The following is a 25,072-nucleotide window of genomic DNA, read 5'->3' as shown; positions in this document are numbered from 1 at the left end:
TTTTTTTATGACTCAGGGCCAAACAAAACGTCAGGAGAGATCCCACCAAAGGTACTTGTTATATTTTCAGGAGTAAAGACTTCAGAGGTCTCCCCATATGCAACTACTGTTTTGTTTATTAAAAGTACCAAATCACAAAATTCGCGAACATGAATCATATCATGAGTTGATAATAAAATTGTTTTACCCTCATTTTTAAACTGAATAAATAATTCCGAAATTAGTTTCTCAGTTCTTATATCAACTCCCGTAAAGGGTTCATCCAGCAATAATATTGAGGCTCTTTGTGCAATTGCTCTGGCTAAAAAAGTTCTTTTCCTTTGACCTCCAGACAAATTACCAATTGGTGTAGATAAAAAATCGGTCAGGTCAACCCTCTCAATAGCATCTTTAACAGCCTGAACATCAGATTCTCTTGGACACCTGAGAACATTCATCGACCCATATCTCCCCATCATTACAACATCCCAAACATTTACAGGGAATTGACTATCAATACCTTCACTTTGAGGAACATAAGCGATTGTCTGATCTTTTTGAGCAGACCTTAAAGACTCTCCGTTAATTCTTATTTTCCCCTTAGAAATGTTAACGAAGCCAGTCAATGCATTAAAAAAAGTTGTTTTCCCTGCACCATTCATTCCTACCAATCCACAAATTTGACCAGGTTTTAATCTTAAGTTGGCATCATATAATGCAACTTTACCGTTGTAGTCTACGCATATATTTTCTGCATCAATCCTATAGTTTTGATAATTAGAGTTTTCCATATTTTATTCAAGACCTCTTTTAATAATTTCCAAATTATGTTTCAGCATTCCTAAGTAAGAATTAGCTGGGCCATTATCACCTGACAACGAATCAACATAAAGATTTCCTCCAAATTTAGTTCCAGTTTCATTTACAACAACCATTTGGGATTCATTGCTTACAGTACTTTCACAAAATACAGCTGGGACATTTTTTTTCTTAACTAAGGATATTGTTCTTGCCATCCTTTTTGGAGTGATTTGACTCTCGGCATTAACGGGCCATAAGTAAACTTCATTTAACCCATAATCATTAGCAAGATAAGAAAATGCACCCTCACAACTTACTAGATACCTTTTATCTTTTTCTAAGTTATTAATAAAAAGTGAAAAATCTTTATGAATTTTAGAGAGTTTATTTTTATAAGTTTCTCCATTCTTTTCGAATAATTCTCTTCTTGTGGGCCTCAATTCTGATAAGGATTCCACGATAATATCTACATAAAGAATTCCTCTTTTTGGGGAAATCCAAGCATGGGGATTTGGTTTACCTTTGTAAGAATCTTCACTTATAAATATGGGTTCCAAATCATCTCCAATTGTTATTCTTTGAACTTTCAAATTAGAAACAAATTTTTCTGACCATATTTCAAATCCAAATCCATTATCCACAAACACAAATGCTTCTGAGGCATTTATTAGGTCACTTGGAGTTGGTTTATAACCATGAACTTCTATCCCAGGTTTAGTGATTGATCTAACCACGAAGTCATCATTTTTAACAATATTTTGGATTATATCTGCCAAAACGGTAAAGCTTGCTAAAACCACCTCTTTTTTAGTTTCATTTTTAGTTGTGATTCTGTTACATGAGGTAGTTGAAAAAAGACATATCAAATATACAAAAATTAAAAGTAAAAACTTTTTATGCATTTCTTAATACTTCCAGAAATTATGAACTATATCTAAGTCGAATTAAAGGATTTTTTAAATCAGATATCAAAGATTGCCAATTTATTTTCTCTTTTTCGAAAGCTTTTTCAACAATTTTTTCAGAATTTTCTTTTATAAATTCCAAGTCAGGCTCAGATACCCCTTTTGTTATCGCCATAAAATCTGCCAGGGAACTAGATACGACTCTTGTTAAATATGCTGCACTTATTGCTTGATAAGTACCTGAAAACAACCAATTTGGGCCATGCAATTTTGTTAATCCAATTAAAGTCTGACCACTCCATTCAATTACACCCTGAGCTATTGCAGTCTTAATTATTTGTTTTGATACTTTATCCAAAATTTCTGGAGACCAGTTACATCCCCATATTGATTTTATCTCTTTAATCATTAGAGAATTTAAAACTGCCATAGACAACACATCTATTGAAGGAAGTGGTGACAAGAAAACAGTCGTGGCAACAAGAATTTGATTCTTTCTCTGTAAAACTTTCAATTGTGTTCTTCTTATCCCCTCAATCTCAGACTGCCATTTAGTATGCAATTGCTTCAAAAGCCTTTTCTTGGTATTCTCGATATTTTTACTTGAACTTAGAAAAAACTTCCTTAAAGAAAAAGGTATATGAGTTAATTGATTTTTATTTGTATCAACTCTGATTATTCTATTTATAAATTCTCCTGAAATTTGATCCTTCAATTCATTAATTTCATTTTGAGATTCAAATCCATTTGAAGACTGGGCTACTAACCAAATAGGCATATCCTTTGGAAGCTTTTCTAACCATAAAAAATCATTAGCAGATAAAGGGAAACTTAGAAAGAATAAAATAGCATCAGTATTTATTACGTTATCAGGAACAATTTCAGAAGAATTATATTTCGGCATTTTTTCAATAAAATTAAAATCAAACTTATCTTCTTTGAAGAAATCTCTAAATAAAGTTTGAGTTGAGTCATAATCTTTCTTCCCAATAAAACAAATTTTCTCTTTTGCAACTCTATTAATTATCGAGTCAAGGGATAGTTGTCTTTGAAGATTTTGTTTTTCTAAATTATTTTTCTCCTCAATTTCCTCATAGAAGTTTAAATCTTCATTACAAAGATTTAACCAGCCATCTAAGTCCTTTGGCTCATTAAATTTTGGTTGGTCATTCTTAAGGAAAAAATATCCTCCGAAGCATAAAATAAAAAATCCTATTGACCCTCCTGTTAAATGTATTAAATCACTTGCGAACCATTCTCCAAAGCCCAGTAAAAGTACAATTATAAGAATGTTTTTCTTTGGAAACTTTATTAAATCCTTTAAAAGGTTGTCTTTACTAATATCAAACACGATACTTTTTTACTCTAATTTTATTTTAATGCAAGTTGTCAATGAGAAAAGCAAAATTACATAACTCGTTAATTAATAGATAAAAATTTAAGGCATTCAGCAAGACTTATTGCATAACCAGATGCTAAGTTAATAAACTATTTAAATATATTAAACATCAAGATGTCTAATTCAAATTTTGACAATAATCCTGGACAAGAAAATTACAGAGGTCGTTCCAATAATGAAAGATCTAATTTCAGAGATAGATCTGGCGGTAGAAGAGATGGAGGCGGATTCAGAATAAGATTAAGTGATAACGAAATGAAAGCTGTTAAATCAATACAAGAAGCCTTTCAACTAAGATCTACTGTTGCAGTTCTTGGTTTTTCTGTTAGAACACTTAGCGAAATGCTCAAAGACGAAAAACTAATTGAATCAATCACAGAATATGCAAAAAATAACAAAAACTCTTCTCCGAATAGACAATCACAAAAACCTTATGAAGAAAATACAAAAAAAACACCTGACCCCTTTGCAAGACCTGTCAAAAGTACCTCAAATGAAGAAATCCAATCTAGCGAATTAGAAAAGGATGACAAATAAAAAAAGGATTCTTTCGGGAGTCCAACCAACTGGTGATTTACATATAGGAAATTGGCTTGGAGCAATCAATAATTGGGTGACACTTCAAGAGGAATATGAAACATTTCTATGTGTAGTTGATTTGCACGCAATAACAGCCGCATATAATCCCAAAGAATTATCTAAAAATACTATCTCTACCGCCGCTTTGTACGTTGCTTGTGGGATAGATCCCAAAATATGCTCAATTTTCGTTCAAAGTCAGATTTCTGCACATTCAGAACTTTGTTGGATATTAAATTGCATGACTCCTATAAATTGGATGGAAAGAATGATTCAATTCAAAGAAAAATCCATACAACAGGGAAATAATGTATCTATTGGATTATTTGACTATCCAATCCTGATGGCTGCAGACATCCTCCTATACGATGCAGACTACGTACCAGTAGGTGAGGATCAAAAACAACATCTTGAACTTGCTAGAGATATTGCACAACAAAGAATTAATGCCAAATTTAGTAAAGATAAAAATATTTTGAAAATTCCTCAGCCAATAATTATGAAGAATGGATCAAAAATAATGAGTTTAGTTGATGGTTCAAAAAAGATGAGCAAAAGTGATCCTAATGAGGGCAGTCGCATTAACTTATTAGATCCTCCTGAAATAATCACAAAAAAAATAAAAAGAGCAAAAAGTGACAGTTCTATTGGAATTGAATTTAACAACCCAGAGAGACCAGAATCTAAAAATCTTTTGATGATTTATTCAATATTATCTGGCAAAGAAATTTCTCAATGCGAAAATGAATTCTCAGAGACTGGATGGGGGACATTTAAAAAATTAATTACTGAAAAACTCATTGAATCACTAGAACCTATTCAGAAAAAATATAAATTATTAATTAATGATCCTTATCAATTAAATAACATCCTTGATGAAGGGAAGGAAAAAGCTGAAGATTTAGCAAATCAGACTTTAAAAAGAGTTAAATCAAAATTGGGATTCTTTGAAATGGAGAAATAAATTATGCCAATAATTACCTTGCCTGATGGTTCAAAAAAGGTTTTCGAAAAATCTGTAACTATTCTAGAAATTGCCCAGAGTATAGGTGCTGGATTAGCTAAAGCAACAATTGCTGGGAAAGTAAATGATGTCCTTATAGATGCAACGCTCCCTATAAAAAATGATTCCAAAGTTGTAATCATTACATCAAAAGATAAAGAAGGAATTGAAATAATAAGACATTCCTTTGCTCACCTTATTGGTCATGCAGTTAAACAAATTTACTCTGATATTAAAATGGCAATTGGGCCTGTAATTGAGGATGGTTTTTATTACGATATTTTTTCTGAACAAAGATTTACTCCTGAAGATTTAATAAAAATCGAAAATAGAATAAATAAATTAATAAAAACGAACTATGACGTTGAAATTTTACAAGTTTCTAAAGAAGAGGCAATTAAAACTTTTAAGGAAAGAGATGAGACTTTTAAATTACGAATAATTGAAGAAATTCCTGAAGAAGGTCTCATCAATTTATACAAGCACGAAGAATATATCGACATGTGTAGAGGGCCTCACGTACCCAACACAAGACATTTGAGACACTTTAAGTTACTTAAATTATCAGGCTCATACTGGAGAGGTAATAGTGAGAATGAAGCATTACAGAGAATATATGGAACTGCATGGGCTAAAGAAAAAGAACTCAAAGATTATTTAACAAGAATTGAAGAGGCGGAAAAAAGAGATCATAGAAAACTTGGAAAAAAACATTCACTTTTTCATATTCAAGAAGAATCTCCAGGAATGATTTTTTGGCATCCAAATGGATGGACAATCTACCAAGTGCTTGAAAAATACATAAGAGAAATACTTAAAAAAAATGATTATTTAGAAATCAAAACACCACAAGCTGTTGATAAATCTCTCTGGGAAAAATCCGGTCATTGGGAAAAATTTAGAGACGATATGTTTACTACTGCGTCAGAAAATCGAACATATGCAATAAAACCAATGAATTGTCCATGCCATATTCAATTATTTAATCAAGGTTTAAAAAGTTATAAGGATTTACCTATTCGTCTTGCTGAATTTGGTTCTTGTCACAGAAATGAGCCCTCTGGTGCACTGCACGGCTTAATGAGAGTAAGAAACTTTACTCAAGATGATGCGCACATATTTTGCAAAGAAGAGCAGATTCAAGAAGAGGTGTCCACATTTATAGATCTTGTTTTCGAGGTTTATAAAACTTTTGGTTTTGATGAAATAATTATCAAATTATCAACCCGTCCTGAAAAAAGGGTAGGTAGTGAAGAGATTTGGGATAAATCAGAAGAGGCCCTTACCAAAGCTCTCGATAATAAGAATCTAAAATGGGAACTCCAACCTGGAGAAGGTGCTTTTTATGGTCCAAAAATAGAATTCTCGTTAAAAGATTGTCTTAATAGAGTCTGGCAGTGCGGAACCATTCAGGTTGATTTTTCAATGCCTATTAGATTGGAAGCAACTTATGTAGATATTGATAATGAAAAAAGAAATCCAGTTATGCTTCATAGGGCAATTTTAGGATCCTTTGAAAGATTTATCGGAATCTTAATTGAACAATATGAGGCGAAATTTCCGATTTGGCTTGCTCCTTATCAAATAATTTTGTTGAGTATTACCGATAGAAATAATGAAAAGTGTTTAAAATTTAATGAATTAATAAATAATAATGGTTACCGATCAAAAGTTGATATTAGGAATGAAAAGATAGGATACAAAATAAGGGAGGCAACTATAAGTAGAATTCCCTTAATTGCAGTAATAGGTGATAAAGAAGAGGAAATTGATTCAGTAGCTCTAAGAGCTTTGGATGGAACAAATTTAGGAATTTTCAATTTACCTAATCTCTATAAATTAATGGATGAATTAATAGATAAAAAAGGTCGAACGGAATAATTTCAAATTTATGAATTTTCTGGCTTGTGATTTAGGAGGTACCAAGGTTCTTTTGGGAATATTTAAAAAAGATATAAATGATGATTCACCTAAGTTAATATTCAAAAAGAAATATATATCTTCTGATTGGAACTCTTTTGAATTAATCCTAGAAGATTTTCTCAAAAATGAATGCAAAAATATTGCTCATCCTTATTCTGCATGCTTCGCAGTAGCTGGTCCTTTATCTAATAACAACGCAAAAATTATTAACTTGTCGTGGAATATATCTGGAAATGCATTACAGAAGAAATTTAATTTTAAAAGCTGCGAGCTAATAAATGATTTCGCAGTGCAAATTTACGGAATACCTTATTTAAAAGAAAATCAATATTCAACAATCCAGAATGGGGACTTTTTTGCAGGTACTAATAATGATTTGCATGCCATAGTTGGAGCTGGGACAGGTTTAGGCATTGCAAGAGGAATAATATCAGAAAATAATGTGAAAGTTTTAGCTAGCGAAGGTGGTCATGTTGAATACTCGCCAAAGTCAAAATTAGAATGGGAATTAAAGATTTGGCTTAAGAATTATCTAAAAGTTGAGAGGATATCTTGTGAAAGAATTGTTAGTGGTATTGGTTTATCGAGAATTGCCGAATGGAGACTGAGCAAACCTGATGCTAAAAACCATCCTTTACAAAAATATTTTAAAGAAATTAAAATTTCTGACGCTTTGAGAAAAGAAATCCCAGAAAAAATTTGTACGTTTTCGAATAAGGGGGATCAGTTAATGATTGAAGTAGAGAGGATATGGTTAGGTGCTTATGCCTCTTTATTAGGAGATGTCGCTCTTCAAGAATTATGCTTTGGAGGGTTATGGATTTCAGGAGGAACGGCACCAAAACATTTCAAAAACTTTAAATCAAATATATTTATGAAACAATTTTTTGATAAAGGAAGATTAAAAGATATTCTTAAAACAATACCTCTGAAAGTGATTTTAGATGAAGAGTTTGGGCTTTTTAGTGCAGCCTGCAGAGCAAAAATGCTTTTAAAAACTGAGTAACAAGAAATGTCTATTCCTGAAGTAGGAAAAAAAATAAGAGTAACAGTACCTTCCACAACTGCTAATTTGGGGCCTGGATTCGACTGCCTTGGTGCAGCATTAGATTTACATAATGAATTTATTTTTACAAGAATTGAAGGTGGTGGAGATAGATTTGATCTAATAATGGAAAGTACAGATGGGAATCATTTAAGAGGGGGACCTGAAAACTTAGTTTTTAGAGCGGCTCAGAAAGTATGGGAGAGTGCAAATATGGAGCCTTTTGCGCTTGAAGCAAGAGTAAAGTTGGCTGTACCTCCGGCACGCGGCCTTGGAAGTAGTGCTACAGCAATAGTTGCTGGACTAATCGGAGCAAATGCAATAATGAACTCTCCACTGCCCAAAGAAAAACTTCTAGAACTTGCTATTGATATTGAAGGCCATCCTGATAATGTAGTACCCTCTCTTTTGGGGGGGCTTTGCTTAACGGCCCGGTCTTCTTCTCAAAGATGGAGAATCATAAGATGTGATTGGCACGACTCTATCAAAGCTGTTGTAGCAATACCTGCGATTCGTTTAAGCACAAGTGAAGCAAGGAAAGTAATGCCTAAGAATGTACCAATATCTGATGCAGTTACAAATATGGGGGCACTTACTTTATTGCTAAATGGCTTAAAAGCAGGAAACGATGAATTAATAAAAGAGGGAATGTTTGATAAGCTACATGAACCATACCGATGGAAGCTTATTAAAGGTGGGCTGGAAGTCAAAGATGCCGCACTACAAGCAGGTGCTTTAGGATGCGCAATTAGTGGGGCGGGACCAAGCATCTTAGCTTTGTGTAAAAAAGAAAATGGCAAGGAGGTTAGTCAAGCCATGGTAAAAGCATGGGAGAAGTCAGGTGTAGCAAGTAGAGCACCATTTTTAAACCTTCAAACAACAGGCAGCCAATTCAGCACTATCTCTAGTAGGTAGTTTTACTTAGGCATTTTTAATGTTATAGTCTCAAGCTAGTGCAACTTCAACTAGAATAAAAAAATTATTCATTACAAAATGAATTTAGAATCTTTCCCTTGGCTATCATCAATTGTTTTACTACCTTTAATTGGGGCATTAATAATGCCTTTTTTGAGTTCGAAGGAAGGGGAAGACAATACGCTCCCTAGAAATATCTCATTAAGTTTTTTGTTTATAGATTTTTTACTGATAATTGGTGTACTTTTCCAAAAATTTAATACTTCAGATAGCTCTTTGCAACTTGTAGAAAGAGCTGTCTGGTTACCTTCGATAGGCTTAGAGTGGTCTCTTGGAGTGGATGGGTTATCTGCGCCTTTAGTGGCTTTGAGTGGGTTAATTACTTTTTTATCAGCTGCTGCAAGTTGGAAAATAAAGAAAAAATCTAATTTATATTTTGCGCTTTTATTAGTTCAAGCATCAGCGCAGGCCCTAGTTTTCCTCTCTCAAGATTTCCTATTATTTTTCTTAGCTTGGGAACTAGAGTTGGTTCCGGTATATCTTCTTATTGCTATTTGGGGAGGAAAAAAGAAATTATATGCAGCCACCAAATTTATTCTTTATACAGCTTTGGCTTCTTTACTAATCCTAATAAGCGGATTAGCAATTGCCTTAAGTGGTGAGACTTTTACATTAAATATTACTGATTTAACCAATAAACACGTAACAGGTAGTCTAGCTTTATTATCATATCTCGGATTTTTAATTGGTTTTGGAGTGAAATTACCTATCTTTCCACTACATACTTGGTTGCCAGATGCGCATGGAGAGGCTAATGCTCCAGTATCAATGTTACTTGCAGGTATACTCTTAAAAATGGGTGGCTACGCTCTATTAAGATTCAACGTTCAAATATTACCTGAAGTACATCTGCAAATTGCACCTGCATTAATTATTCTTGGAATAATCAATATAATTTACGGAGCACTTAATGCATTCGCGCAAGATAATGTCAAAAGGAGAATTGCATGTAGCTCAGTAAGTCATATGGGTTTTGTTCTTTTAGGGATCGGAGCGGTAGATTCTTTAGGGATAAGCGGTGCAATGCTTCAAATGATCAGCCACGGACTCATTGCAGCAGCTATGTTTTTTGTTACAGGCTCATTCTACGAAAGAACAAATACTCTTTCTATTCCGAATATGGGTGGTTTAGCCAAGGTCTTGCCAATAACTTTTGCTTTTTTCTTGACAAGCTCACTAGCTTCCCTAGCATTACCAGGCATGAGCGGGTTTATAAGTGAAATCACGATTTTTCTAGGTATCACAAGTCAAGAAGGCTTCAGTTCCCTTTTTAGATCAATCACAATTCTTATAGCAGCTATTGGTCTAGTCCTTACTCCAATATATCTACTATCTATGTGTAGAAGAGTATTTTTTGGACCTAGAATTCCTGCACTAGCAACAGTTAAAGAAATGAATGGTAGAGAATTGACAATTGGCTTTAGTTTATTATTTCCTACTTTAGTGATAGGTTTTTGGCCAAAAATAGCCATAAATTTATATGAATCTTCAACCAATGCTCTCAGTCAGCAGCTAACTTTAGCTAAATTAGTAGGGCTAATTTCAAACATTAGTTAAGTTTAATTTGTCTTAAATAAATGGAAACCACAATTTTTAAATATGGAGAATTACCAGAATTTAAAAAATTTACTCCAGAAAGTATCAGTAAACAATTTCCAGAAGTATTAATAAAGATAGGCAATGATTTCAAAAATATAGAGGAAGATCTTTCTAATTATTTGATTCAGAAAAAGTTGGATTGGAATAAAGTTATAAACCCTTTAAATGAAGTTAATGAAGTCCTCAGGTGGAGTTGGGGGGTAATAAGCCACTTAAATGCCGTAAATAACTCTAAAAGTCTTAGAGATGTTTATTCAAAATTTCTTCCCGAGATTATTAGCTTGAGTAACAGATTTGGACAAAGTAAAGTAATTTACAATTCCTTAGTCAAGCTTAAAGAGACAAATAACTTTGATCGAATCAAAAATAGAATTCTAGATAAAGAAATACTTGAAATGCAACATAGGGGGATTTCTCTACAAAAAAATGATCAAAAATATTTCAATGAAATTTCAGAAAAGCTTGGCAAGCTATCAACAGATTTCAGCAACAACGTTCTTGATGCTACAAAAAATTGGTTTTTAATTTTAAATAAAAAATCTGAAGTTGATGGTCTTCCTGATCGAGTACTAGAATTAATGGCAATATCAGCTCATAATCACTTAAAGAAAGATGGCGAAGTTAACGTTATAAATGGTCCTTGGAAATTAAGCCTAGATATTCCAACTTATACAGCGTTTATGACATATGCCACTGACCGTAAACTCAGAGAAAAACTCTATAAGGCATTTGTGAGCAGGGCTTCAGATGGAGAAAAGAATAATTCTCAAATTATTGAAGAGATATTATCTCTAAGGACTAAACAGGCCAATCTTCTTGGGTATAAAAGTTGGGCAGAACTGAGTTTGTCAACGAAAATGGCCAAAGAAATTAAAAATGTTGAAACCCTTTTAGAGGAATTAAGAGAACCAGCTTTTAAAACAGCAAAATTGGAATTACAATCACTAGAAAATTTTTCTAAAGATAATGGGTTTCCCCATTCCCAGACTATTGAGCCATGGGATATTAGTTATTGGTCTGAGCTTCTTAGAAAGGAAAAGTTCAATTTAGATCAAGAGGCTTTGAGGCCTTGGTTCCCTCTAAATGATGTTTTAAAAGGTTTGTTTAAACTAAGCGAAAAGTTATTTGAAATTAAAGTTGTCGAAGCAACTGATGAAGCACCCTCATGGAATAATGACGTCTTGTTTTTTAATATCCTCGATAAAAAAGAAAAAAAAATAGCATCTTTTTACCTCGATCCTTATTCTAGACCGGAATCAAAAAGAGGAGGAGCTTGGATGGATGAATGTTTGAATAAAAATAATGTTGGGAAGAATACCCTACCGGTGGCTTATCTTGTTTGTAATCAGACTCCACCATCAAAAGACAAACCTAGTTTGATGAGTTTCGAAGAAGTTCAGACACTTTTCCATGAATTTGGTCACGGTCTTCAACATATGCTTACTACTGTAAATCTCCCTCAAGCTGCTGGCATTAATAATGTTGAATGGGATGCAGTAGAACTTCCAAGTCAATTTATGGAGAACTGGTGCTTCCATAAAAATACACTCTTGAATATTGCTAAACACTATCAAACAGGGGAAAAGTTATCCGATGAAAACTTTGAGAAACTCTTAAAGAACAGGACTTTTAATTGTGGAATGGACACACTTAGACAACTTCATTTTGCGATTACAGATCTCAGATTACACAGTAATATTGATAAAAACAAAGGTAAAACTGCAGACAAACTTAGAAGAGAAATTGCAGAACAAACTACTGTAATTGCCCCAATTCAAGAAGATCAATTTCTTTGTTGTTTTAGTCATATATTTGCAGGTGGATATTCTGCGGGATATTACTCATATAAATGGGCTGAGGTTCTAAGTGCTGATGCTTTTTCTATGTTTGAAGAAGCTGATCTGGAAAATACTGAGGATTTAAAATTAATAGGAAAGAAATTTAAAGACACAATACTTAGCTTAGGAGGAAGCTTATCTCCATTAGAAATATTCAAACTATTCAGAGGGAGAGAGCCACAAACAGATCCCCTAATAAGACACTTGGGCTTGTCTGGAACTACATAATAATTTTCTCAATTATTTTATTAACAGAAACTTTATTTCTTACTAAATTTCTATGTTTATATACTTTTACTGATATTTTTTCTCCTAAATTTAAATTAGTCCACCAGGAAGGAAAAACCATTAGATCCAAATAAGTATAGAAACTTATACACTCGATATCATTAAGAAAAAAATCATTGTTTGCAAGTTCTTTAAGAAACTTACTATTTATTTTCATTTCTGATATTCCTCTAAAAGGGTATTTAGGTACTAATTGAGCCATCAATGTTCCTTTGTGAGGGGAGCCTATAGATATTAATCTTCTTGTTCTTTTATATCCATCAAATTTTTGAATCCAATACCTAGCAATTATTCCTCCCATAGAAAATCCTAAAATATCTATTTCTTTTTCTAAACCGTATTTCTCTAAAATTAATCCGTTTAATATATTTGTTAAATCAATAATTGAAGTCATTCCATATGAATGACTAAGAGTTGGGGCAAAATATTCAATTCCAATTTCATCCAGTTTTGAAGTGATAGAAGAAAAAATACTTGAAGTATTCCAAAGACCATGAATCAATATAATGGGATTTCTTTTTTCCAAAACTTTTACTTATTTTGAAGAATTCTGACTATTGACACCTTCCCATCAAAACCAGTAATTGGAGGATTACATTTTGTCAAAATAATTTTAATTTTAGTGAGCTTAAATTTCTTATTAATAATTTCTAAGATTGCGTCAGAGTATTTTTCGATTGTGAAACAATATATTTTCTTTGATTGATCTTTTAAAATTTCAACTAATTTTGAATAGTCAACCGTTTTTTTAATATCATCATTTGCAGTACACTTTTCAAAATCAGTCCACAAAAATATATCCAAACTAAATAATTGTCCTAATTGCCTTTCTTCCTCAAGAACACCCACTCTAGCCCAAAGTTTAATATTCTCAATTTTTAAAAATGTTTCCATCTTCAAAAAATTCAAAGATCCTTATGAGTATAGATAGCCTTACCAGATGAAAAATCATCAACGATATTCCCATCGCCATTTAGAAAATATTTATATGTAACCAAACCCTCTAGACCTACAGGTCCTCTTGGGGGAAGAGTTTGAGTAGATATCCCAATTTCGGCTCCGAATCCATATCTAAACCCATCTGCAAATCTAGTAGAGCAATTATGAAAAACACCTGCACTATCAACTACATTCATAAATTTTTTAGCAGAAGTTGAATTTTCAGTGATTATTCCATCTGTATGTTTTGAACTAAATTTTTGAATATGATTAATTGCCTCCTCAAGATCGTCAACAATTTTTATCGATAAAATTAAATCTAAATATTCAGTTTGCCAATCTTCTACACTAGCCTCATACTTCACCCCTAACTCAACTGTTCGTTTATCTCCAATTAATTTAACGTCATTAGAATTAAACAAAGGTATTGCCTTTTCTAGAAAAACTTGTGCAATATCTTTATGCACTAATAAAGTTTCAATAGCATTACATGCTGCAGGATATTGAATTTTGCTATCCAAAGCTACTGATAAAGCCATCTCGAGATTTGCCTCATTATCTATAAATAAATGACAAATTCCATCAGCATGACCTAACACGGGAATTCTTGTATTCTCCTGAATAAATTTAACTAATTCATTACTTCCTCTAGGAATTATCAAATTAATATATTTCTCAAGATTTAACATCGACATACTATCTTTTCTGCTTGTAAGTAAGCATATTGCATTTTTATCAAGTCCTGATTCATACAAACCCTTTTTCAAAGCCTTGACTATTGCAGTATTTGTTAAATTGGCTTCACTACCGCCCTTTAGCATTACGCCATTACCTGATCTTATTGCTAGAGAACTAATCTGCATAACAGCATCTGGCCTCGATTCAAAAATAACCCCTAGGACTCCTATAGGCACAGTCTTTCTTTCTAAAATCAATCCCTTAGCAAGCTCTCTTTTGATTTGAACTTGATTGACAGGATCAGCCAAGTCTCCAACTTTTCTTACTCCTTCAATTCCTGAATTTAATTTTTCTTTTGATAACTTTAATCTAGAGAGTAAAGCCTTTGAAATTCCTTTCTTTTGGGCTCTTGTATAGTCCTCATTATTCGCCTCTAAAATTTCTTTAGTACTTTTTTCTAGACAATCAGCCATAGAATTTAAAGCTTTAATTCTATTGTGATTTTCAGTCTGACTTATTTTTATTGATGCCAAACGAACTTGATCAGCTTTTTCTAAAAGATCATTACCTGGTTGAGGAACTTCAAAGATATTGGCCATATATATATTTTAATTAATTTAATAATAATTCAAATTAAGGATTCTTTGAACTAACTTTTTTTATGACTTAATATCTAAAAAATAATTGAACTTGACTTTTCCAATCGCCATCAGAATCATAAGAACCTAATAATTCTAAGTTTGGATTGGCCTGAAAAGTAAAAATTCCTGTAGGTGGAAGGTCATCTCTACCTGGAACTGTTTGAAAGGCAAAATTTATTTTATCAGTAACATCAAGTCCTATTTCAGCTACCCAAGCTTGAGAAGAAAATTCCTCATTAGAAGGTGATTGTCCATCATTTTCTATATCTAAATTTTCATTAGAAAAAATGTTATTTAAAGAATCATTATTTTCAATTAACGCTGGATATAAAGATAACTGAAATCTTTCACTAAAAGCATCCGCATTATTAAGTCGTGAAATAAATGCTCTATTTATTAAATTTGCAGAGTTACCTCCAATTAAACCAATTATTTGTGATCTGTTATAACTTGGGGTGCTCCTATATTGGATTCTTTTATTTTCATCTTCAAAAGATAATTGATCTAGAAATCCTTCGTAAGAAGCTTCAATTTTGATAAGCCTTGTATTGCCAATACCAACAGCTCCAAAACCATTTGAAGTAGCATTTTCATCAAGATCACCTGAGATGTTTTTATCCTGGTTATTTTCACTGATAGGTATTATAGAATCTGGGACTTTACTAACTAAAGAAAAATTAATGTAGGGGACTACACCACTTCTTGATGCGAATAAAATATAGTTATCTTTATTTTTATCAAGTTTAAACGGGGTAGTCCCTAAATTTGCTCTACCTTTTTTAAGATAAATTAGACCTCTAGCATTTAAATCTTTCCCTATCTTGCCATTTATATTAAGGTCTAATTTGGTATCTAAATAAGCTTGAACCAAATCAGAGTATTGAAGTTTAAAATCTGGTCCAAGTTTTAATTTAAGATTATTAAAACTCAAATTATCCAAATAATTAGGCAAAGTTTCTCCTAAAAGGACTGAATCCAAAATTGTTTCATTTGAAATTATTTCAATATTCTCATTTTCATTCCACTTGAGTTCTGGCCAAGGCTTTTTATCTTCTCTTCGTTTATTATTATTAACTTTTTTAAAAGGTTTGTTAGCCACCTCAGCAACTTGATTTAAAGCTTCTAAATCTTTATCTTTAATGGTTCTAATAAGATTAATATATCCATTATTTAGAGATAGATCACCTCCTAAAACAGGATTTTCAAATGATCCACTTAAATCTATATCTGAATCTATTAGAAAATTAGAATTATTTGTCTTTAAAGTAAATTTTTCCGCACAAAAAGCTATAGCTGGTTTATCTAACAAATATTTTTTATATTGTTCAACAGCATCATCAATTATCATTGATTGATCTATTACTTTCCTTAAATCTTTCTTTTGATATTCTCCTCTTTCTAATTCGCAAAAAGTTAGATTAGGTATTAAATTAATCTCTGCCTTCTCAGAATCATCCTTACTATAAAAAGGCAAAGAACCTTTTATAAAAATATTCCCAGAATCTTCTGAATTTGCTTCTAGATTTTTGATTTCTAAAGAATCAAAATCAAAAATCATCAAGCTATTAATATCTTTGATTATATTGTTGAAAAAGTCAATTTCAGAATCTTTGAGTACGACAAATCCATTTAATATTGGTTTATCAATAGTACCTTTTATTATCATTCTAAGATTTGCTTCACCTGCAATAAAGGTAAAGTATTTATCAGCAAAAATATCAATTAACTCAATAAATTTGCCATTGCCAATCAATCTTAGATCCAAGTTTTCAGTAGTTTTTGTAGGTATTCTGCCTTTAATTTTAATTGGAATTTCCGAGTCATTTATAAGCAAGGAAAAATCAATATCAAAAATGGAGTTATTAAATTCAATTAGTCCTTTATCAAATAAAATTTTGTTATTTTTTATTGATGAATTATTGGAAGAAATTTCACTTGAGAAAGATTTTGTATCAAGATTATAAAATAAATTCATATCCAATCCTCCAATAAAATCTCTTGGTCGTTTTAAAAAGATATTTGCAGTACTTAATGGTAGTTTTTCAATTCTTAAAGAACCATCACCTTTTAATAATCCTCCTTCCAAATCGATAGAAAAGGCCTCTTTATTATTTTTGTTATCCTCTCTAGAGACATTAAGATAACCATTTATTTTTGCATTTAATTTGTAATTGCTTGGTCTATCACCCTTAATAGTTATCTTTGCATTATATCTACTGCTGAATTTATTTAAATATTTTTGAAAGTCAAATTTGTCCCCTAAAGGATTATTATTTTCATTGAATTTATTTATAAAATCTATCCTCTCTTTAAAAGAATTATTATCTTTATTTATTTCCAAATCATCCAAGATATTAGAACTTCTTGTTGGAATAACTTTTTTATTCTCAAAATTAAAAATATCCACTGCAGTAAGGATCGTCCAATTTGTACTTATATTGTTAAAGTCTAAATTAATTAAATTATTTTTATTTGAATCATATTCGATTTCAATTATTCCTCCATCGATTGGATATATTGAAGAGTCGACATTAAAAGAATCATTTTTGAAGCTGAAATCAAATAATGAATTTGCTAACTTTATATTTCTATATTCTCCTAAACTCCAGGCGAGTCGGCCATCAAGACTGGACTGGTCTAAAGATATTGAACCCGCACCATTAATAATTCCTTTAATTCTATCGAATTGATTTTTGCTTATAGATAATTCAAGTTCATCAAGAGGAAAATTATCAGCTCTCCAATTATAACGATCAACCTTTTTGAATATTGATATACTTCCTTTATTTGAGTTAAAAACTCTTACAAAATTTACTTTATCTAGTTTAAGTTTAGAATCAAACTTAACTGAGAGAAATGAAGGTATTGGTGAATATCTATTTTTCATATTTAACAGAAATTCATTATTATCATTTTTAATATCTCCCTCCCATATTTCTCTAATATGTATCCCTTTATAGTGCGGATAATCAACATCAAAGTTAATCGAAATATCAGGATTACTGATTTTCCCTTTTAATTCTCCTTTAGCAGTAACGAAACCCCTTATATCATTTTTTCGGAAAATATTTAAATTAGATAATTGAGTTCTATTTATCTTGAAATTAGAATCTATATTGCCAAAATTAATACCTCTTTTATCAAACCAATAAGGAATATTTCCCGATAGTTTAATATCTGGATTCAGACTATCAACATATCCAACGCTTCCTTTAAAAACGATATTATTTGAACTTTTATTTAATGGAACATTAAGATTAAAATTTGAAGTTAAAGTCCCATATTTAAAGTTTTCTGAATTTCCTATTAAATTATTATCTTTACAAAAAAACCTAGTTGAACCTGATTTTATATTCTCAGAGAAATCGTTGGGTTTTATTTTTAAATTGGTAAAAGAAAATTTTCCTTTGCAAAATGTTTGCGTAGATGATTTAGTAAATTTAAAATTAGTTTTAAAATTTCCTTCTTTAAAAGAAATTTTGCTGGTGCCAATACTATATTCAGAGTTCTCAAGATCTAATCCCCTAGAAAATAAATCTATACTTAAAAAGTCTTGATTTAACTTTGTATTAAATTTAAATTTTAAAACACCTTTTTCATCAAAATTAGATTTTATATTTGCAATTATTTGTCTATTACTTGACTTGTAGATAACATTACCTTTTACTTTTGTTTTTAATCCTGTTTTATTAAAATTCAGGATTGAATATTCATTTAAGTTAAAGTTAAATTCATACTTTGATTGTAATTTTTTTGTACTTCTAGCATTTTTATAAGATTCATCGCTTTTAAAGAAATCTCTATCTATATTTATGGCAGCTTGCTTAGGACTTATTTTTACTATCCATTTTTGTTTAAAAAAAGATCTAAAAGGCATAATGCCTACGTATAAATTTTTAGCTTTAATTTCAGAATCTATATTTTTTTTATCATTAATTTTAGAATTACCAAAAGAAATACCTAGGAATCTAATCCCGACATAATCACCTAACTCAACATTTTTATCTAAAAGCTTCTCAATACTTTCTTCTAGTTCTAATTTCCTAGCACTATAAGTTTCTTTTAAAAAATTATTTAATAAAAAAGTGCCTAAAAATCCTGAGGACAAAATTATCCCTATCAGTAGAATTTTTGTATTTAAATTTAGAGATCTAATTTTTTTCAAGTTAGAGCCCAAAAATAGAGTAGGCTTACAAAATATAAGAAATTAATCAGGTCAAAGCCACTAAATGTCTTTTTTTGAACTATTAGGGAACACACCCAAAATCTTTGGATTTCTTGGAATATTCCTTTTATGCGTTACTGTAATAGCCTTTATATTTAATTTTGGTTTTAAATTTCGAATAATAGGAGCAACCATTTTCTCATTATTACTTTCTTTAAGCAGTTGGGCATTTATACAAAGTTATACTCAAAAAATAGTAATAGAAGATGCAAAATATGTCCCAATTGTTTATGACAATGGGTTCGATTTGATTATTGCTAAATCAGATGATGATTTTCCAGAAGAGTCAATTGAACCAACTTTAAAACAATTATCGGAAAACTTAAGGAAAGGTAGCAGATCTGGTGCGAATGTAAAAATAAAGATAAGAAAACTTGAAAAAATTTCAGATGGTGTAAGTAAACCAGTGGTTATAGGAGAAATTCAGAAAAATGTCAAAATGAACTAGTCTGTTACACAATGGAAAGCAAAACCTTTTTAGATTTTTTGCCAACTAACTTTAGACATGAGAAATCTTTTTTAATTCAAAATAATCTAACTGACTTTGAAAAATTAAGTAATCTATCGGACCTAGATATAAATGAAATTCAAAGAAAATCTTCACTTTGTACATTTAATAACTTAAGGAAAATTAAAGCTATCGCTATTTTTAAAAAAGAAATTGGAATTTCTCCACCGCAAGGATATCTACTTTTACATTGCGGTATATCTTCTATTAAATCATTATCACTATCCACTCCTTACGAATTAGAACGCAAAATTGGGAGATTAGAAAGAAATCTTAGAGTTAAAACCAAGACAAATATAAATATTATTCTCTTAAAAAAATGGATTAAAAAAGCTAGTCAAATCTAAGAATCCATTCGCAATCTTGGTTAAAAAAATTTTTTAATGTAGAATTTAGAAAAAGTTAGTAATAATGAAACCTTTTTTATTTTTGTTATTTTTGTTTTCGAACTCTTTATACCCTGCTTTTAGTCAATCTAACTTATTGGAAAGTGTAAAAAAGAATCCAAACGAAGCTAAGAATTTATGTAATAAGTTTAGAGAGTTTAACTCAAAAGGTATTTCAGCTAGTTCAGATAAAGCAATCGATTATGTATCAAAAAAAAATAAGTTGACTCCCGTTAACGCAGAGATCTTTTCTATTTACGTCATTGGGCTTCACTGCCCAGACATTATCTAAAGCCTAAATGTCTGGTTCAAGATGGTTTGACAAGTCTATAGTACTTAGAGATGGAGTAAGACTTATATCAAGAATTTGGTTACCTAATAGTAATGGACCATGGCCTGCATTATTAATGAGACAACCTTATGGCAGGGAAATAGCTTCAACTATTACCTATTCTCACCCTGAGTGGTGGGCTTCCAAGGGGTATATGGTAATAATTCAAGATGTTAGAGGTATGGGTTCCTCTGAAGGCGTATTTAATGGTTTTTCTCAAGAAGCTAGCGACACTTCTGAAACACATAAATGGGTAAGGTCTCTAAAGGAATGTAATGGAAAACTTGGCTTATATGGTTTTTCTTATCAAGGATTTACTCAACTAACTGGTGAATTAAATACAAAGCCGCCTGATTGTTTATCTCCAGCAATGACTGGGATGAATATTAAGGATCATTGGTGCTCAGATGGAGGAGCATATTGGTGGCATAACAATATTGCATGGGGACTTCAAATCGCTGCACTAAAAATGAAAAGAGAAAATAATTTGATTGAGTGGGAAAAAATAAGAATAGCCTTAGAAAATAAAAGTTATTTAAGGGAAGGAATTGATATTTTAAAAAGATATGATCCTAATAGCTTTGTTTTGAAATGGCTTATTAATTTAAATAATGCTAGCCCCTTTGAAGAATTTAACCCAATTTCAACATGGATTAAACAACCTATGTTAATTATTGGAGGACTTTGGGATCCACATTTAAAAGGTGCCTTTGATCTTTATAAAAAATCTAAAGAAGCTGGGGGTAGTCCAGAGATTATTATTGGGAATGCGACACATCTAAATTGGTGGGAGGGGTCACAAGAATCTTTATTGAAATTTTTTGATAAACACTTAAAATCAGATGAAAAATTTAGTTCTAAGAATTCACAAGGCGAGAAAAAAATATGGAATATTTCATTAAATAAATGGGAAGAATTAGATAATAAATTTCACCCTGAATTTATTTTTGGGCTCAAAAGTGATGGCACAGCAAATATAGATATTGAAGATGGAAGTCTGACCATAAATTCAAAAGGATCAGGATGGTTCACAATTGTTAATGACCCATGGAGACCTACTCCATCTGACGGTGGTCATTTAGGTCCAAATCCAGGAAAGTTTAATAGAAATATTATTGATAAACGCTTTGATGTAGGTGTATTTCAAACCAATTCTTTTGAAGAAGATCAATATTTAACAGGAGTCCCCACATTAGAAATTCCAGTAAAAAGTGATCAGCCCAATTTCGATATCTGCCTTGCTTTATCTCTAGTTAAAAAGGGTGATGAGAAGGTGAATCAATTTTCAACTGGATTCTTAAGGATTAAAAACTCCAAAATAAGTGAAGAATGCATTTATAAAATAACAATGCAGCCAACAAATATTTGTTTAATTAAAGGTAGCAAGCTTCGCTTATCTATATCTGCAGCAGCTTATCCCGCTATTGGAGTTAATTCTGGATTTGGGGAGGATAATATTGGGGCGCCTTCAGCAAATCATAGAATTATTACTCTAAGTTTTAGCCTTAATAAAACATTTATGAAAATGAACCCTTTTTTTGATAAATAATTATTTTTTTGGTTAATCATTTGATATTATTAATCCTTAATATCTACCAGTCATGATCGAGACAATTCAAGCAGACTGGATTCAATCAGAAGCTATCAACCTAGAAAATTGTTGCAATGATAATCCATTAAAAATATTAGGTCCTCATTTTTATGAAGAGCAATGGGTAATAAGGGTATGGATGCCTGAAGCCGACGAAGTTAAAATAAATTTTAAAAATAATACCTATAAGGCGGAAAGCATAAACCATAAATGGCTTTTTGAAGCAATCCTGCCTGAAAATCCAGAGTCTAATTACGAAATAAATATTTCACGAGGAGGGATCACACATACACAACATGACCCCTGGTCATATATAGAAGAGTGGATGGGAGAAGTTGATAGACATCTTTTTGCAGAAGGTAATCATCATCATATTTGGGAAAAAATGGGAGCACATCTCATTGAAGAAAAAAATCAAAAAGGTGTCATGTTCTGCATTTGGGCTCCAAATGCAAAATCAATCTCGATAATTGGAGATATAAATTCTTGGGATGGAAGACATCATCCAATGCAAAAAAGATTAGGAGGAATTTGGGAACTATTCATGCCAACAATGGAAGAGGGAGATACATATAAATATGAAATAAGAACACAACAAGGTCATATTTATGAGAAAGCTGATCCATATGGTTTCCTTCATGAAATCAGACCTCAAAATGGTTCAATAGTTTCAAAATTGAAAAACTTTAATTGGAATGATAATGCTTGGATTACAAATAGAGATTCCTCTAGTCAAATCAATAAGCCAATCTCAGTTTATGAGATGCATTTAGGAAGTTGGCTCCATGAATCAACAGATAATAAATATATTGAAGACAATGGGAATCCTAGAAACCCAGTACCTGCTGCAGATTTAAAACCTGGAACAAGACTTTTAACTTATCCAGAATTAACCGAAAAACTCATCCCTTATGTAAAAGATAGAGGATTTACTCATATTGAACTAATGCCAATATCTGAACATCCTTTCGATGGTTCATGGGGATACCAGGTTACAGGTTGGTATGCACCTACAAGTAGGTTTGGCACTCCAAATGAATTTAGAGAGTTTGTAAATAAATGTCATGAAGAGGGAATAGGAGTAATTCTTGATTGGGTACCTGGTCATTTTCCAAAAGACAAGCATGGCTTAGCATTTTTTGATGGTTGTCATCTTTATGAACATGGGGATTCACGCATAGGTGAACACAAAGAATGGGGAACTTTAATTTTTAATTACAGCAGAAACGAAGTAAGGAATTTCCTAGTAGCCAATCTGGTTTATTGGTTTGAAGAATTTCATATTGATGGCATACGAGTAGATGCAGTAGCTTCAATGCTATACAGAGACTATCTACGCCCAGATGGAGAATGGATACCTAATGAGAATGGTGGGAATGAAAATATAGAAGCCGTTAAATTTCTTCAACAGGCTAATCATGTACTCTTCCAACATTTCCCTGGTGCACTTTCTATTGCTGAAGAATCAACAACTTGGCCAATGGTAACCAAACCAACAGATATGGGAGGATTAGGGTTTAATTTAAAATGGAATATGGGTTGGATGCACGATATGCTCGATTATTTTGAGATAGATCCTTGGTTCAGACAATTCCATCAAAATAGTGTAACTTTCTCCATAACATATAACTATACAGAGAACTTTATGCTTGCTCTCAGTCATGATGAAGTAGTCCATGGAAAAAGTCATCTTTTACATAAAATGCCTGGCGACGACTGGAAGAAATATGCAAATACTCGTGCATTACTAACTTATATGTGGACCCATCCAGGTAAAAAAACAATATTTATGGGAATGGAATTTGGACAAAGACAAGAATGGAATGTTTGGGATGATCTTCAATGGGATTTACTAGAATTTGAACCTCATAAAGGGATCAGAAACTTGGTTGATGATCTAAATGCACTTTATAAAAATGAACCTGCGTTATGGAAAAATGACTTTGATCCTTATGGATTCCAATGGATTGACTGTAATGACAAATCTAATTCAGTAATAAGTTTCATGAGAAGAGAGAACGACACTAATGAATGGCTTGTTATTGTTGCTAACTTTACACCTAATACTCATGATTCATATAAAGTAGGTGTTCCTGTAGAAGGATTCTATAAAGAGATATTTAATTCTGATGGCTCTAGATACGGAGGCAGTAATAAAGGAAATATGGGAGGTAAAGAAGCTATAAATTACAATATTCATGATTATCAAAATGCTCTAGAACTTGCTTTGCCGCCATTAAGCGTGAGTATCTTCAAACATCAATCAAAAAAATAAGAAGGCTCATTTAACTTACTGCTTCATATAAATGTTCATATAACACTTTTGATCTGCTTTGCATTGTAAGATTTTTAAGTTGGAATTTTATTTTTTTTTAAAAAAAACATATCGAATTGAAAAATGGGTGAAAATTTACCACTACTACTTTCTGCCGCATTAGGTAAAAAAGTAACTAGACCTCCAGTATGGATGATGAGGCAAGCAGGAAGATATATGAAAATCTATAGAGATTTAAGGGAGCGTTACCCAAGCTTTAGAGAGAGGTCTGAAAATCCAGAACTATCATATGAGATATCAATGCAGCCTTTTCATGCTTTCAAACCGGATGGTGTGATCCTTTTTTCAGATATTCTCACACCTCTTCCAGGAATGGGTATAAATTTTGAGATCATAGAAAGTAAAGGTCCAATAATTGAGGACCCAATAAGAACTCTTAGCCAGATAGAAAGTTTAAAAGAATTAAATCCAAGTGAGAGTTTAAGTTTTGTTGGGCAAGTTCTATCTTCACTAAAAAAAGATGTAAATAATGAGGCAACAGTTTTAGGTTTTGTTGGTGCACCTTGGACCCTGGCTGCATATGTAGTTGAAGGTAAAAGCAGTAAAAACTATTCTTTAATAAAATCAATGGCTTTTAAAGAACCAGATTTACTTCACAAACTTCTTGATCATTTTGCAAAATCTATTGGTGAATATCTTAAATTTCAAATAAAATCTGGAGCGCAAGTAGTACAAATTTTTGATTCATGGGCAGGTCAACTAAGCCCACAAGATTATGATATCTTTGCTGGGCCTTATCAAAAAAAAGTTGTTGACATTGTAAAAGAGGAGTACCCTGACACACCTGTTATTCTCTATATTTCAGGAAGTGCAGGCGTAATAGAAAGAATGGCAAAAACTGGGGTAGATATAATTTCATTAGACTGGACAGTAGATATTGAAGAGGCTTGTAAAAGAATCCCTGATGAGATAGGCATCCAAGGTAATGTTGACCCTGGCATTTTATTTGGAAATAAAGAATCAATAAAAGAAAGGATCGATGATACCTTTAATAAAATTAAAGATAGGAAATATATTCTTAATTTAGGTCATGGGATTTTACCTGGCACTCCAGAAGAAAATGCTCAAACATTTTTTGAGCATGGGAAAAAACTAACTTACTAG

Annotated in this window: 20 protein-coding genes; 13 read left to right on the top strand and 7 right to left on the bottom strand. The window is 31.8% G+C overall.

The features are described 5' to 3' along the window. Positions 1-5: 5 nt before the first annotated feature. The 3 genes from PMT9312_RS03090 to PMT9312_RS03080 are packed head-to-tail and all read right to left on the bottom strand — an operon-like array spanning position 6 to position 3,036. Positions 6-770 carry a metal ABC transporter ATP-binding protein gene (locus tag PMT9312_RS03090; RefSeq protein WP_011376158.1) on the bottom strand — a complete coding sequence of 255 codons (765 nt, stop codon included), beginning with the start codon at positions 768-770 and terminating at the stop codon, positions 6-8. Between the two features lie 3 nt (positions 771-773). Then, entirely contained in the window at positions 774-1,682 is a 909-nt protein-coding gene (locus PMT9312_RS03085) for a metal ABC transporter substrate-binding protein (protein ID WP_011376157.1), read from the bottom strand. A 19-nt stretch (positions 1,683-1,701) separates the two neighbouring features. Then, positions 1,702-3,036 carry a YcjF family protein gene (locus PMT9312_RS03080; protein ID WP_011376156.1) on the bottom strand — a complete coding sequence of 445 codons (1,335 nt, stop codon included), beginning with the start codon at positions 3,034-3,036 and terminating at the stop codon, positions 1,702-1,704. Between the two features lie 162 nt (positions 3,037-3,198). Between PMT9312_RS03080 and PMT9312_RS03075 the strand changes: the two genes are divergently transcribed. The 7 genes from PMT9312_RS03075 to PMT9312_RS03045 all read left to right on the top strand — a co-directional run bounded on the left by PMT9312_RS03075 (position 3,199) and on the right by PMT9312_RS03045 (position 12,274). Then, positions 3,199-3,621, top strand: a complete 423-nt coding sequence (locus PMT9312_RS03075; protein WP_011376155.1) for a hypothetical protein — start codon at positions 3,199-3,201, stop codon at positions 3,619-3,621. Then, a complete protein-coding gene (trpS, locus tag PMT9312_RS03070; protein ID WP_011376154.1) occupies positions 3,611-4,627 on the top strand; it encodes a tryptophan--tRNA ligase in 1,017 nt (338 codons plus the stop codon). Before PMT9312_RS03075 ends, trpS begins: the two co-directional genes overlap by 11 nt. 3 nt (positions 4,628-4,630) lie before the next feature. Continuing rightward, entirely contained in the window at positions 4,631-6,547 is a 1,917-nt protein-coding gene (gene thrS, locus PMT9312_RS03065) for a threonine--tRNA ligase (protein ID WP_011376153.1), read from the top strand. Between the two features lie 10 nt (positions 6,548-6,557). Further along, a complete protein-coding gene (locus tag PMT9312_RS03060) occupies positions 6,558-7,595 on the top strand; it encodes a glucokinase (RefSeq protein ID WP_011376152.1) in 1,038 nt (345 codons plus the stop codon). A 6-nt stretch (positions 7,596-7,601) separates the two neighbouring features. Further along, positions 7,602-8,549 carry a homoserine kinase gene (thrB, locus tag PMT9312_RS03055; RefSeq protein ID WP_011376151.1) on the top strand — a complete coding sequence of 316 codons (948 nt, stop codon included), beginning with the start codon at positions 7,602-7,604 and terminating at the stop codon, positions 8,547-8,549. A gap of 78 nt (positions 8,550-8,627) precedes the next feature. Next, positions 8,628-10,166, top strand: coding sequence for an NAD(P)H-quinone oxidoreductase subunit 4 (locus PMT9312_RS03050; protein ID WP_011376150.1), 1,539 nt, complete (start codon positions 8,628-8,630; stop codon positions 10,164-10,166). A gap of 20 nt (positions 10,167-10,186) precedes the next feature. Continuing rightward, complete coding sequence (locus tag PMT9312_RS03045; protein ID WP_011376149.1) at positions 10,187-12,274, top strand: M3 family metallopeptidase; 2,088 nt, start codon at positions 10,187-10,189, stop codon at positions 12,272-12,274. Here PMT9312_RS03045 and PMT9312_RS03040 read toward each other — a convergent pair. The 4 genes from PMT9312_RS03040 to PMT9312_RS03025 all read right to left on the bottom strand — a co-directional run bounded on the left by PMT9312_RS03040 (position 12,267) and on the right by PMT9312_RS03025 (position 18,706). Further along, a complete protein-coding gene (locus tag PMT9312_RS03040; RefSeq protein ID WP_011376148.1) occupies positions 12,267-12,860 on the bottom strand; it encodes an esterase/lipase family protein in 594 nt (197 codons plus the stop codon). The two genes, PMT9312_RS03045 and PMT9312_RS03040, sit on opposite strands and share 8 nt — an antisense overlap. 5 nt (positions 12,861-12,865) lie before the next feature. After that, the gene (folB, locus tag PMT9312_RS03035) at positions 12,866-13,228 is read right to left on the bottom strand and encodes a dihydroneopterin aldolase (protein ID WP_011376147.1); all 363 of its coding nucleotides are present in this window, start codon (positions 13,226-13,228) and stop codon (positions 12,866-12,868) included. Positions 13,229-13,239: 11 nt separating this feature from the next. Continuing rightward, a complete protein-coding gene (locus PMT9312_RS03030; RefSeq protein WP_011376146.1) occupies positions 13,240-14,550 on the bottom strand; it encodes a glutamate-5-semialdehyde dehydrogenase in 1,311 nt (436 codons plus the stop codon). A 67-nt stretch (positions 14,551-14,617) separates the two neighbouring features. Further along, entirely contained in the window at positions 14,618-18,706 is a 4,089-nt protein-coding gene (locus tag PMT9312_RS03025) for a translocation/assembly module TamB domain-containing protein (protein ID WP_036924650.1), read from the bottom strand. 115 nt (positions 18,707-18,821) lie between these two features. Here PMT9312_RS03025 and PMT9312_RS03020 point away from each other — a divergent pair, with 115 nt between their 5' ends. The 6 genes from PMT9312_RS03020 to hemE all read left to right on the top strand — a co-directional run bounded on the left by PMT9312_RS03020 (position 18,822) and on the right by hemE (position 25,072). Continuing rightward, positions 18,822-19,265 carry a DUF2518 family protein gene (locus PMT9312_RS03020; protein ID WP_011376144.1) on the top strand — a complete coding sequence of 148 codons (444 nt, stop codon included), beginning with the start codon at positions 18,822-18,824 and terminating at the stop codon, positions 19,263-19,265. Between the two features lie 11 nt (positions 19,266-19,276). Beyond that, positions 19,277-19,672, top strand: a complete 396-nt coding sequence (locus PMT9312_RS03015; RefSeq protein WP_011376143.1) for a DUF4332 domain-containing protein — start codon at positions 19,277-19,279, stop codon at positions 19,670-19,672. 64 nt (positions 19,673-19,736) lie between these two features. Further along, on the top strand, positions 19,737-20,003 hold the full coding sequence (locus PMT9312_RS03010) for a hypothetical protein (protein ID WP_011376142.1): 267 nt from the start codon (positions 19,737-19,739) through the stop codon (positions 20,001-20,003). Between the two features lie 7 nt (positions 20,004-20,010). Next, positions 20,011-21,591 carry a CocE/NonD family hydrolase gene (locus tag PMT9312_RS03005; protein ID WP_011376141.1) on the top strand — a complete coding sequence of 527 codons (1,581 nt, stop codon included), beginning with the start codon at positions 20,011-20,013 and terminating at the stop codon, positions 21,589-21,591. 52 nt (positions 21,592-21,643) lie between these two features. Continuing rightward, positions 21,644-23,908: a 1,4-alpha-glucan branching protein GlgB gene (gene glgB, locus PMT9312_RS03000; protein WP_011376140.1), complete on the top strand. Its 2,265-nt coding sequence runs from the start codon at positions 21,644-21,646 to the stop codon at positions 23,906-23,908. A gap of 123 nt (positions 23,909-24,031) precedes the next feature. Next, positions 24,032-25,072: a uroporphyrinogen decarboxylase gene (gene hemE / locus PMT9312_RS02995; protein WP_011376139.1), complete on the top strand. Its 1,041-nt coding sequence runs from the start codon at positions 24,032-24,034 to the stop codon at positions 25,070-25,072.

The sequence above is a fragment of the Prochlorococcus marinus str. MIT 9312 genome, from assembly GCF_000012645.1.
Taxonomy (GTDB): domain Bacteria; phylum Cyanobacteriota; class Cyanobacteriia; order PCC-6307; family Cyanobiaceae; genus Prochlorococcus_A; species Prochlorococcus_A marinus_L.
This window is presented reverse-complemented; position numbering and strand designations above follow the sequence as displayed.

Bases quoted from the DNA above. Each gene is read 5' to 3' on its own strand.
- PMT9312_RS03090 (WP_011376158.1), bottom strand. From the start codon at position 770: ATGGAAAACTCTAATTATCAAAACTATAGGATTGATGCAGAAAATATA.
- PMT9312_RS03085 (WP_011376157.1), bottom strand. From the start codon at position 1,682: ATGCATAAAAAGTTTTTACTTTTAATTTTTGTATATTTGATATGTCTT.
- PMT9312_RS03075 (WP_011376155.1), top strand. From the start codon at position 3,199: ATGTCTAATTCAAATTTTGACAATAATCCTGGACAAGAAAATTACAGA.
- trpS (WP_011376154.1), top strand. From the start codon at position 3,611: ATGACAAATAAAAAAAGGATTCTTTCGGGAGTCCAACCAACTGGTGAT.
- thrS (WP_011376153.1), top strand. From the start codon at position 4,631: ATGCCAATAATTACCTTGCCTGATGGTTCAAAAAAGGTTTTCGAAAAA.
- PMT9312_RS03060 (WP_011376152.1), top strand. From the start codon at position 6,558: ATGAATTTTCTGGCTTGTGATTTAGGAGGTACCAAGGTTCTTTTGGGA.
- thrB (WP_011376151.1), top strand. From the start codon at position 7,602: ATGTCTATTCCTGAAGTAGGAAAAAAAATAAGAGTAACAGTACCTTCC.
- PMT9312_RS03050 (WP_011376150.1), top strand. From the start codon at position 8,628: ATGAATTTAGAATCTTTCCCTTGGCTATCATCAATTGTTTTACTACCT.
- PMT9312_RS03045 (WP_011376149.1), top strand. From the start codon at position 10,187: ATGGAAACCACAATTTTTAAATATGGAGAATTACCAGAATTTAAAAAA.
- folB (WP_011376147.1), bottom strand. From the start codon at position 13,228: ATGGAAACATTTTTAAAAATTGAGAATATTAAACTTTGGGCTAGAGTG.
- PMT9312_RS03030 (WP_011376146.1), bottom strand. From the start codon at position 14,550: ATGGCCAATATCTTTGAAGTTCCTCAACCAGGTAATGATCTTTTAGAA.
- PMT9312_RS03020 (WP_011376144.1), top strand. From the start codon at position 18,822: ATGTCTTTTTTTGAACTATTAGGGAACACACCCAAAATCTTTGGATTT.
- PMT9312_RS03015 (WP_011376143.1), top strand. From the start codon at position 19,277: ATGGAAAGCAAAACCTTTTTAGATTTTTTGCCAACTAACTTTAGACAT.
- PMT9312_RS03010 (WP_011376142.1), top strand. From the start codon at position 19,737: ATGAAACCTTTTTTATTTTTGTTATTTTTGTTTTCGAACTCTTTATAC.
- PMT9312_RS03005 (WP_011376141.1), top strand. From the start codon at position 20,011: ATGTCTGGTTCAAGATGGTTTGACAAGTCTATAGTACTTAGAGATGGA.
- glgB (WP_011376140.1), top strand. From the start codon at position 21,644: ATGATCGAGACAATTCAAGCAGACTGGATTCAATCAGAAGCTATCAAC.
- hemE (WP_011376139.1), top strand. From the start codon at position 24,032: ATGGGTGAAAATTTACCACTACTACTTTCTGCCGCATTAGGTAAAAAA.